Here is a 9,367-nt window from a genome sequence, read left to right on the forward strand (position 1 = left end):
GACATACACGATTAGACCTCGTTAGATAATTTTTTCTCGCCAATATTAATGTCACTTGCCCTGACTTCCCCCGTCATTAGTCGGGGTAGTAGCGTTTGTTTCATTTCCTCCAAATAACGATTCTCAATCATATTGCTAAACTGAAGTTCTTTCATAGATTGGACAATATCAGAGAATCGCTCAATCTCAGATTCTGGTGGTAGAATAACAGGATATGATTTGATGACGTCCTGCCTAAGATGATGTACCGTACTTCCGGTTGCATGAGCATGACAATAGTTCCTAAATTTGTCGGATCTCATTAGATAGTAGAGGAAATATTCGTCCAACATATTGTCTTCTTTTGGAGAAATGTCACAGACATCCTGAGAGATAATAATGCGATCCTCATCAAATATTGGCGGGATCAAAGCAGGACTGCCTAATAGCGAACCGTCCATAGTTTGTTCTGTGATTGCAATAATTAGATCATATGGCTCCATCTCATATCTTTCTTTCATTTCTTCTTTTGTATAAAACTTCATACCGTCCTCTCTAAACCCTCCGCCTTCTTCTACATTTTTTAGGTTGATCATTGGGTATCCTTCTTCTCCCTTCTTATCAAGGTAGTCACTGGTGTATGAGAGCCCTCGGCTTGGGTTGACCAATTCTCCTAATTCTTTAACTTGAAATTCTGAAGGAATTTGACCTTCTTTAGAGTCTTTGAAATCCGTATAGTTGTCAAAGTCGATGAACCAAGATTGGAAGAGTGCATCAGCAATGGCCTCCAACCGGTCGTTCATCTCTATATTTGTCTGTATTTTGTCATCAAAGTCGGTGAGTACGTCGGCTATCTTTTTTTGATATTCCAGTGGTGGGAGCGGTATTTTTATCTTTTCACACTCAGGAACACGAATATGATCAACGGTTGACCCGCTTCCCTTGTATTTGTGAATCTGATTCTGTACAAAAGGGCTTAGAAACGCATAAGTTAGGTATCTGGAATCAAGCACTTCTGGATCAGGTCGATATTGCATTACACGTTGACCCAAAAATACCGTATCATCTTCTCTAACGAGTCCAACGTCCCCAAGAGGGGCTTCTCTAGTTAAAAGAACATCACCTTTGTTCACCTCCGCTCGGCGGATCCATTCCTCATACGTTTCTTCCGTTACATAATCTACGTCACTGAGATCAATTCGTCCTTCACCGATATTTGTAGTCCTCAGCATCTTATACGGTGTAGGGCCATCCACTGTCGGAGCTGTGTTATTGATACAATCAACTATGAGTTCACAGGCTTCTCTGACCTCTACTACATCCCAATCAGATTTCATCATAACCAAGCCCCCGGAGATTTTCACGGATGTTTTCTTTAAGTGAATCGCTCTCCTCGAACTGTCCTGCTAATGCTTCTGTCAACCGAGACATCTTTTTATCAAACGGTTCCCCCTCATAATCTTCGTCTTTTATTCCAACGTATCTGCCAGGAGTAATCACCCAGTTTTGCTCTTTAATCTCATCCCGGCTGGCCACGGCACAGAATCCAACTTCATCTGAGTACTCTTCAGCATTTTTCTCCCCTCGATATGCTCTTACTATCTCTGTGATTTTTGATATATGATCTTCCGATAATTCATTCAGTGTTCGGTCAATTTCTTCATACATGTCTCTGGCATCTACGAATAATGTCTCCCCACTTCTATCCCTATATTCGTCAGATTTCTTTCCTTTACTCAGAATCCAGATACACACGGGAATTGAGGTTGTATAGAATAATTCTCCTGGAAGAGCAATAACTGCGTCAACTAGATCTTCTTTGATGATCTCTTTTCGAATCTCACCTTCTGGATCCTGGTTGGCGAGAGAACCATTCGCCATAACAGTTGCTGCCATTCCATCTTCATCGAGATGGTGGATCATATGCTGAATAAACGCGAAATTTGCATTTCGAGCGGGAGCCATCCCGTAATCAAAACGAGGATCATCATCTGCGATTGAGTTCTTTCCCCAGTCATCCATATTGAACGGAGGATTGGTAATGATATAATCGGCATCAAGACCTTTATGTTGGTCATCACGTATACTGTCACCAAGCTTAATATTCCCATCTAGACCCCTGAGGTACAGGTTCATTTTACAAATCCGCCATGTTGATTCCTTAATTTCTTGACCGTAGATGGAAATTTGATCAGTATCTCCACCGTGATTCTGAAGGAATTTATGACTCTGTACAAACATCCCTCCAGACCCGCAGAATGGGTCAAAAATACGGCCTTCGTAGGGTTCCAGTATTTCGACGAGAAGTTCGACTACACTTTTCGGCGTGTAGAATTCTCCTCCTTTTTGACCGCCTTCCATAGCAAATTTTTTGATAAAGAACTCATACACGCGCCCAAAGATATCTTCATCCTGTTTTTTATCTCCGTTCTCATCTTTCTGAGACATCTCAATATCAGCAAAGAGGTTAATTAGTCCCTCCAATGAATCATGGGGAAGAGTAGAACGAGAGTATCCCTTCGGGAGCATCCCTTTTAATCGAGGGTTTTCCTCCTCGACTGCTCGCATAGCTTCGTCTATCTTTTGTCCGATCTGAGGATCAGTTGCATTATTAACAAGATGGTTCCACCTTGCTTCCTCAGGAATGTAGAAGACGTTTTCTCGGGTATATTCGTCGTTATCTTTTAAGATATATTCGCGTTCCTTCTCGTCTTCAGTGTAGTAACGGGAGTCTGGATCATCGATTTTTCTTTCTAATTCCGCCCTCCTTTCCTCAAAAGAATCTGACATATTCTTTAAGAACAAGAGTCCAAGAGTGTAGTCCTTGTATTCTGATGGGTCAACTGGTCCACGTAGTTTCGTAGCTGTTTCCCAGAGTTTCTTTTCAAGTTCGCCGTTAGAATTTCCCGCAATTGCCATACATAGTGTTGCTGAGGAAACACTGTTAATGGTTGCGTTGAACTGGCGGCCATCAACAGAGGTCAACGAAGTATCTGAAGCTGGTCTCCCAGATGAGACTCTGACTTCTCCGCTTCCTCCCTGCTTATAGTACCGCTGATAATCGATTTTCCGCTAGCAAATACGAGCATCACCGTTCCCAGATCTGGAGGTCGATAGATTACGCCAGGGAACTGCTCTGGTTCATATTCGACGTTCTCAAGTCCTAGGTGGATAGCTAAAGCCTCTAATTGAATCTCTGTATCGAAGTCTGCGAGATAGACAGAGTTGTTTTGTCTGAAAGGGACTTCATCAAACTCCACGCCGATTTTTCGAAGGGCACTCAGCAGGTCTTCCTTGGCCTCAAACAATGCTTCCCTGTTGGGGGTACCTCGGATCTGGAAAGTCCCTGTACGGTAGAGAGTAAGAGCCGGTCCTCCTTCCTCCAAACGTATCGTCGCCATAGAATTGCTGTGAGTTTTAGCCTCTATGTCGAATTCGTCAGAAAGAGCTTGAATAACCTCTGAAAGCTCTATTTGCCTGCCGAGCTCTCCACTTCCCATCGTACTTACTACGTGCATCCAGGTTATCTATTCGGAGAAGCCCATTCCTCTTTATTCCACTCGTTTCATTTTTATAAGATCTCTCGGTCACCAGTCTGTCAGCCCGCTTTGTTCGGTCAGTACCTCTGTTGTTTCCATGACTTTCCGGTTCCCGGATTTTCTCAGCACCATTCCCGTGTACTGTTCTTTGCCGTGGCGGTCAGCTAGGCTCTCCAGATACTGTTCGGCCTCATCTATAGAGCCGAAGAAGGGGTCGACCAGTTCATCTCCGGCCTCGGTGTGGTACACGACTCCTTCGTCTCCACTCCAGTAGTACTGCGTTCTGCTGCCTCCATCTGGCAGAATCTCTTCCTCAGCTTCTTTCTCGAATGCCTGGTCAATCGCCTGTTTGTAGTGTGCCTCGGGGAAGTAATTCTCCAGTTTGAAGCGGAGAGGTCCGGAGAAGGAGGTGCCGCCGGTAAGATTCATCCAGTACGGCTTATCCTCCTCGACGAACCGTTTCTCCTCGGCGTATTCTTCGAGCAGTTCATCTACTCCCTGTATCGTTCATCACCTTCTTCGGGCTCAAGCAACGCCTCTAACTCGGTTTCGAAGACCCCGATGACCTCCTCAACCTCGCCTCCGTCAGGGTACAAGGGTGCGTCTTCCTCCGGATCTAGATCAGTACGGTACGCACCGGCTTTTTCCAGTTGTTCCTGGCTGAAGTAGCCGTACTCCCATTCTCCGTAGGTGTTGGGAGAGCGGACACGGCCGAAGTAGACATCGTCGTCATCCCCGGCCTTGTCGTAGGCCTCCCACTCCCAGTCCGGGAGAAACGCGGCCTCCCACTCCGCGACAGGCTCCTCCTCATCGTAATCAGTAATTGTACGTCACCGCCGGCCGAACCTTGGCTTTGGAAGATTTTTGACTGGCTTTGTATACCTCCTCTCGTATATCCGATGTAACAGTAGTCATCATCCTGTGGAGAACACGGAATCCGTAAAGCTAGTAGAGAGATGAGACACCGTATTTCGTATGAAATTAATAAAGAAAAAGTAGGAGAGTGTCTGATTGGCTGACTTTCTAAGGACTCTTTTTCAAGCCAGTTTCTCGGCTACATCGTAGGCGAAGTCGGTATCTCCTTCACTGTAATTTCCTTCTTCCAGGTCTTCTATCATCTGATCGATCTCGTCCCTTTCATCCAGGCTTCTTTTCGTCAGATACGCGGGTAGTGTGGAAACACCCAGGGCTCCAACGAGTCCAACTGTGGCAAGATTACTCTGTGTGATTGTGTCGACCTGTTCTGAGATCTGTGAGTAGAACTCTGGAGCAAGCTTGCCGGCTACACCAGCACCTGAGATTCCAAGTCCTGTCGTTGCGCGTTGTTTAGCTTGTTCGTGATACTCCTCGCTTTCATTCTCTAATGCACTTATTACATCATCTAAAGATTCGTAGTAAAATTCTTCTCCCTGTGTTGCGAGTGCTGTATTTATTTCCTCAAGATAATCTCCCAAATTGTTCACCTTATAGTCACAAATCTAATATGAATATTATTAATGTATTCTGAATACAAAGATAGAATAAAAACAAGAATAGGCGCTATGCCTGCATCTCGTGCTCCTCCATCAACTCTCTAAGCGCGCTTTCTTCACCCGGCCAGTACGGCTCTGCATCTCCCTGCTCGATCAAATCCCGCGAACGAGTATAAACAGCTGAACGACCGAGATTCTCAGGTTCCGGTACATCGTTACCGCCGCTCTCCAGGAGCTGGGCGGCCTGCTCAAACCCTTGCGCCAACTCATAATCAGGTACATCCCGCGTGTAATGCGTAAGTGCGCGTGTACCTGTGTTGTACGTCTCCCAGAGTGTTGGAGACTCCAGATCCTCCACCTCACTATGCATAGCATTCAGAAGATCCGGTACAGGATTCTCCAAGTACCGATCAATCCCGGTATCCATCAACACCAAAAGGGCCTCATCCTGATTCATCAACTCTCTATTTTGGGCTTGGGCTAACCGGTGCTCGATCTCCGCCGGCGACTCAATCACGGCATCAACAGCGTTGTACGCCAAACCCGGCTGGAACGGCTCGCTGTGAGTCTGATCAAATCCGAGCTCGGAGATGAAGGCGGTCATCCCGTTACTACATACCTGGCGCTCCGCACCCACTTCGTACTTCAAACCGTGAAAACCACTGTGACCGCTCTGCACCTGTAAACCCAGGTCGATAGGATCATCCTCGGCAGCGTACACCGTTGCACCGTCAAAATCTATTTTCGCACTCATCTTGTGCGCAGTAGGAGAGATAGAAACTCTGCCCTGTGGCTCTACCTCTTCGTGCCTGTCCACTGCGTCCCCGACCGTCTCCAGGATATCCCCGTACTGGATGATGTTGTAGAAATCATCGCTGCTGGAGACGACACCGGTGGCTCTGCCATCGTCAGTCCACAAACTGTCCCGGTACGGAATATCCTCCCAGTCATCCTCCCCGGTGTGATGGGCGTAGACTTCGTGCCGGTCCACCTCCGGAAGCATTTCTGCGGTTTCGTAAAGCTCGTCTAAACCATCGAAAACGTACTCTTCGACTTGAATCGTTGAATCACCTTGTGGAGAAAACAGGTGACCGAAACGCTACTATTCAAGCCACACACCAAGTTTCGGATGAACAATAAGAACAACCAACAGCAAGTTCTCAAATACCAGGTCGAAAATAGATGCTTACAAACCAGAAGCTCTGGCTCTTCACCGCAGCAGTAGGCGGAATAAGAATAGCACAGGGCTACTGGAAACTCTCAACGCCAATCACAATAATAAGCATCATGATGTACCTGAAAAGAAGTGAAAAACCTCTCTAAATCCTGGATCTAAAACAATTCAGAGACCAATCACCCTTACTTTCTCACCTGCTCAAATCCCTTTACTCTTCGAAATCTGAAATCATTTCTATGCGTTCTTTGTATATATTGTGAGATGTTCCCAGCAAAAACTCGCCGAAATAAAATTCGTAAAATGGTTTCCAGAGTCTCTCAAATCCATGAAGCTCGGCATCCTGGGTCTTGAAATCGTGATATAACTTGTACATCTTCCTATTTGCTTTCAAAACGGTCTGCTTGTCTGTTTTATCGACGGCGTACTTGTCAGCGGATTTTTCTATACCCGGGTACCCATAAAAAGCAAGCAGAGTATTTCTGCCACCAAACCCTACCGAAAGGATACTGGCTACAATATTAGCTAAAAGATCCCTGTTAATAATATGATACTCTTCATGTCTTAATACAGCCTTCAGCTCATCATCGTCCAGCTTTTCAACAACAGCTTGGCTGACAAGGATAGAGGTTGAGCCAAAGCCCGTTGAAACCGGTCCAACGACAGGTGCCTTAGAGTCAACCGTAACCACATTAATTGATGCTAAATCCGTATCCAGGGAATCCAGCTCAGTGTAAATCCTTCTCTCTTGATACAATGAAACAATATGCCGTACCCATAGAGCAGTTGTTAGGATCAGCGGCGTGAAAAACACGAGATAATACAGGGTCGTGTACGCCCGCGTGGACAAGAAAGGTAAACCGGCCATACTCTGCTCGATAACTATCAAGCTACCACCAATATAGTTCTCGGACATTACAAGGATATTAGAATAGAACCCGGAGGATAGCAGTACTGCTGATTCAGACGGCACCAAGACGACCCCGGCAAAGTCATAGACCAAGATCGCAGCCGCCAGACCTCCAAGCAAGAGAACCATCAGGTTGGAAAAAAAGAATGCCACTGCTGAAAGAGAGGAGATAACACTCGAATCAGTGCCCTGAATCCGTGAGTTCCTCAAGTACCGGTGTGTCCTATAGCAGCTAAGATACTCAAAACTGATCAGAAGAATCATAAATAAAATAAAATTATTGACAAGAGAAGGAATCCCGTTATAAAGCGTAGCCATAGCCTCTGACCCTGCAAAACTTCCAGTGAAATCAGAGAACATACTGGCCAAGCCAAACAACGGAATATCGTCTTCAATTTCAGAATAAAAAGACAGAGATACATCAAATCCCGATAGCAAGGAAAGCGGACCCAGAGCAATGAAAACAAGCAATCCGAAAGGGATCAAACGGTAGAATGCTGCTTGAAACGGGATGATCAACAGCTTTGAAAAACCGGTTTTCTCCCGCGGAATATACACATCCACAAGAATCTTGAATACACTACCGGTCAATATCATAGTGACGACGACTCCTGTCACAACCGGAGGAAAAAGGAATGCAAATCTTGAGAAAACAGCAGCAAGGATACCGAGAACAGCTAAACCCGGATACGGATTAGAAAACCAGGAAACTATCACCCCATAATCTTGAATATCAACCAAGTTCTCGTGACTAACAGTAAATAAAGTAAGTAACCCTACAACAGCGGTTACAGACAATAGAAGCAAATACCCATAATCCTCGTAGAAAATGCTTCGAGTAAGATCAGGAAGCAACGCAACATATAGACAGTAAGAAACAATCAGGCAAGCGGAAAGAGCAAAGAAAACCGGATCAACATATGTTCCTGTATAGACCCTACCTTCCTCATAATCCAGTGACACCCTTCGTTCACACAAGCCTAGAAACCTGCTGAAACTCCAAGATTTAGAAACAGTGAAGCCACCTTCATTTTCCTCCTGTTCAACCACCGGTTCAATATCAACCTCATCAAGATCCTTCTCCACTTTCTCAACAGCCTTGTCAAAGAGACTGGTTACATCCCACGTCTCAGAACTTAACCTAATCACAAGTTAGGTAGAAATCCAGGTGCGTTCAAGATACCCTTACGTAAATCATCATCATCAAAATCATCATTAGGATGAGATTTGGTGGGAAGCAATTCAGCTGATTGACCATTATCAAGCAAAAACGCATATCTTGCACCCGTCTTTTCAACCTCAAAATCTTCGTACATCAAGTAAAATAAATGTTCACCTTTCTCAAACCTCGACAAAACAGAGTCCTCAAATTCATCGGGCGGTCTAATTTTCTGATTGTCTCCCTCACAGAATATTTTAGTTCGGTTAATAAACTCATATGTGGGCTTGTAGATAGGCTTATTCGAGATCACAATAAATTTTGCATTCTTTTCAATTTGCCAGTGAACAGCTGGTCGCTCCTCATTCTCCATGAGTGGTTCTCTCACCTCATCAGGAATCCTGATCTTCCGGTTGCTCAAAACAGGCCGGCTCTGAACAAAACGCCAGTCACTCATACTCACCTAGAAAGATTTCTACTGCTATAATAATTTCACGGACTCAAAGATGTGGTATCAGACGCGATTCGTTCTAACTCTATAATCAATAGTAGATGCATAAAATATATTACATTTAATCTGCTGCCGATCATATAGAAATTCGAAGTCAAATTCCAGCCTGAACCAAGGCTTGAATCCTGGCTTCTTCCGGGAAAAGACCCCGGAAAACACCTAAAAACAGCCATGAGTGAGAATCCGCTTCGATCAGTGGCAACACTGGTCAACGACACACAACAGCGCATCGCGATCCGACTACCCGGAATTAACGGTCAGTGGAAAAGGGACGTGGGAAAAACAGCAGCCTCAGCACTCACCTTGCTTCTGGCAATGGTTACACCGGTCTCAGCACAGACCGTTGCGGACGACCTCCCCTGCGACCCACCGGATGGAATGGAGCCGTTGTTCACTTTCCTGAACTCAATCACCGAGTTAGCGTTCCTAGCCGGAGTCGGCCTAGCGACACTAACATTCGTTGTCGCCGGCACCTGCCTGATCATCCCCGGACAGGGCTACAACCGTCTCGGTAAGAATATTGCCAAGAACGGGTTGATCGGAGCAATCCTGCTCCTATCAGCGAATATGATTACCTCATACTTGATTTCCCAGCTTGGAGGTAGCATCTGCGCCTAAAGACG

General features: G+C 45.5%; 10 protein-coding genes. 2 read left to right on the plus strand and 8 right to left on the minus strand.

Going from position 1 to position 9,367, the window contains the following annotated elements; genetic code table 11:
* Nucleotides 1-11: 11 nt before the first annotated feature.
* From DP106_RS00870 to DP106_RS00895, 6 genes are all read right to left on the minus strand, one after another.
* Nucleotides 12-1,316, minus strand: coding sequence for a restriction endonuclease subunit S (locus DP106_RS00870; protein ID WP_165857786.1), 1,305 nt, complete (start codon nt 1,314-1,316; stop codon nt 12-14).
* Nucleotides 1,306-2,898 (minus strand): type I restriction-modification system subunit M, encoded by a 1,593-nt coding sequence (locus DP106_RS00875; RefSeq protein WP_120082654.1) that lies wholly within the window; start codon nt 2,896-2,898, stop codon nt 1,306-1,308. Before DP106_RS00875 ends, DP106_RS00870 begins: the two co-directional genes overlap by 11 nt.
* 62 nt (nt 2,899-2,960) lie before the next feature.
* Complete coding sequence (locus DP106_RS00880; protein ID WP_120082655.1) at nt 2,961-3,497, minus strand: TATA-box-binding protein; 537 nt, start codon at nt 3,495-3,497, stop codon at nt 2,961-2,963.
* A 69-nt stretch (nt 3,498-3,566) separates the two neighbouring features.
* Entirely contained in the window at nt 3,567-3,947 is a 381-nt protein-coding gene (locus DP106_RS00885; protein ID WP_120082656.1) for a hypothetical protein, read from the minus strand.
* 608 nt (nt 3,948-4,555) lie between these two features.
* Nucleotides 4,556-4,972, minus strand: a complete 417-nt coding sequence (locus DP106_RS00890; RefSeq protein ID WP_120082658.1) for a hypothetical protein — start codon at nt 4,970-4,972, stop codon at nt 4,556-4,558.
* Nucleotides 4,973-5,057: 85 nt separating this feature from the next.
* On the minus strand, nt 5,058-5,993 hold the full coding sequence (locus tag DP106_RS00895) for a DUF932 domain-containing protein (protein WP_240625298.1): 936 nt from the start codon (nt 5,991-5,993) through the stop codon (nt 5,058-5,060).
* A 179-nt stretch (nt 5,994-6,172) separates the two neighbouring features.
* Between DP106_RS00895 and DP106_RS15685 the strand changes: the two genes are divergently transcribed.
* Entirely contained in the window at nt 6,173-6,313 is a 141-nt protein-coding gene (locus DP106_RS15685; RefSeq protein WP_165857788.1) for a hypothetical protein, read from the plus strand.
* 62 nt (nt 6,314-6,375) lie between these two features.
* On the opposite strand, the gene DP106_RS00900 is transcribed toward DP106_RS15685, so the two are convergent.
* Nucleotides 6,376-8,160, minus strand: coding sequence for a M56 family metallopeptidase (locus tag DP106_RS00900; RefSeq protein ID WP_133305077.1), 1,785 nt, complete (start codon nt 8,158-8,160; stop codon nt 6,376-6,378).
* Nucleotides 8,161-8,219: 59 nt separating this feature from the next.
* On the minus strand, nt 8,220-8,690 hold the full coding sequence (locus DP106_RS00905) for a hypothetical protein (protein ID WP_133305078.1): 471 nt from the start codon (nt 8,688-8,690) through the stop codon (nt 8,220-8,222).
* Between the two features lie 225 nt (nt 8,691-8,915).
* Here DP106_RS00905 and DP106_RS16190 point away from each other — a divergent pair, with 225 nt between their 5' ends.
* A complete protein-coding gene (locus DP106_RS16190) occupies nt 8,916-9,362 on the plus strand; it encodes a pilin (protein WP_240625299.1) in 447 nt (148 codons plus the stop codon).
* Nucleotides 9,363-9,367 lie beyond the last annotated feature (5 nt).

The organism is Halonotius pteroides (assembly GCF_003605635.1).
Classification (GTDB): Archaea; Halobacteriota; Halobacteria; order Halobacteriales; family Haloferacaceae; genus Halonotius; species Halonotius pteroides.

Excerpts from the sequence above, each read along its gene's own strand:
- DP106_RS15685 (WP_165857788.1), top strand. The coding sequence starts at position 6,173 with ATGCTTACAAACCAGAAGCTCTGGCTCTTCACCGCAGCAGTAGGCGGA.
- DP106_RS16190 (WP_240625299.1), top strand. The coding sequence starts at position 8,916 with ATGAGTGAGAATCCGCTTCGATCAGTGGCAACACTGGTCAACGACACA.
- DP106_RS00870 (WP_165857786.1), bottom strand. The coding sequence starts at position 1,316 with ATGAAATCTGATTGGGATGTAGTAGAGGTCAGAGAAGCCTGTGAACTC.
- DP106_RS00905 (WP_133305078.1), bottom strand. The coding sequence starts at position 8,690 with ATGAGTGACTGGCGTTTTGTTCAGAGCCGGCCTGTTTTGAGCAACCGG.
- DP106_RS00885 (WP_120082656.1), bottom strand. The coding sequence starts at position 3,947 with ATGAATCTTACCGGCGGCACCTCCTTCTCCGGACCTCTCCGCTTCAAA.
- DP106_RS00895 (WP_240625298.1), bottom strand. The coding sequence starts at position 5,993 with ATGCTTCCGGAGGTGGACCGGCACGAAGTCTACGCCCATCACACCGGG.
- DP106_RS00880 (WP_120082655.1), bottom strand. The coding sequence starts at position 3,497 with ATGCACGTAGTAAGTACGATGGGAAGTGGAGAGCTCGGCAGGCAAATA.
- DP106_RS00875 (WP_120082654.1), bottom strand. The coding sequence starts at position 2,898 with ATGGCAATTGCGGGAAATTCTAACGGCGAACTTGAAAAGAAACTCTGG.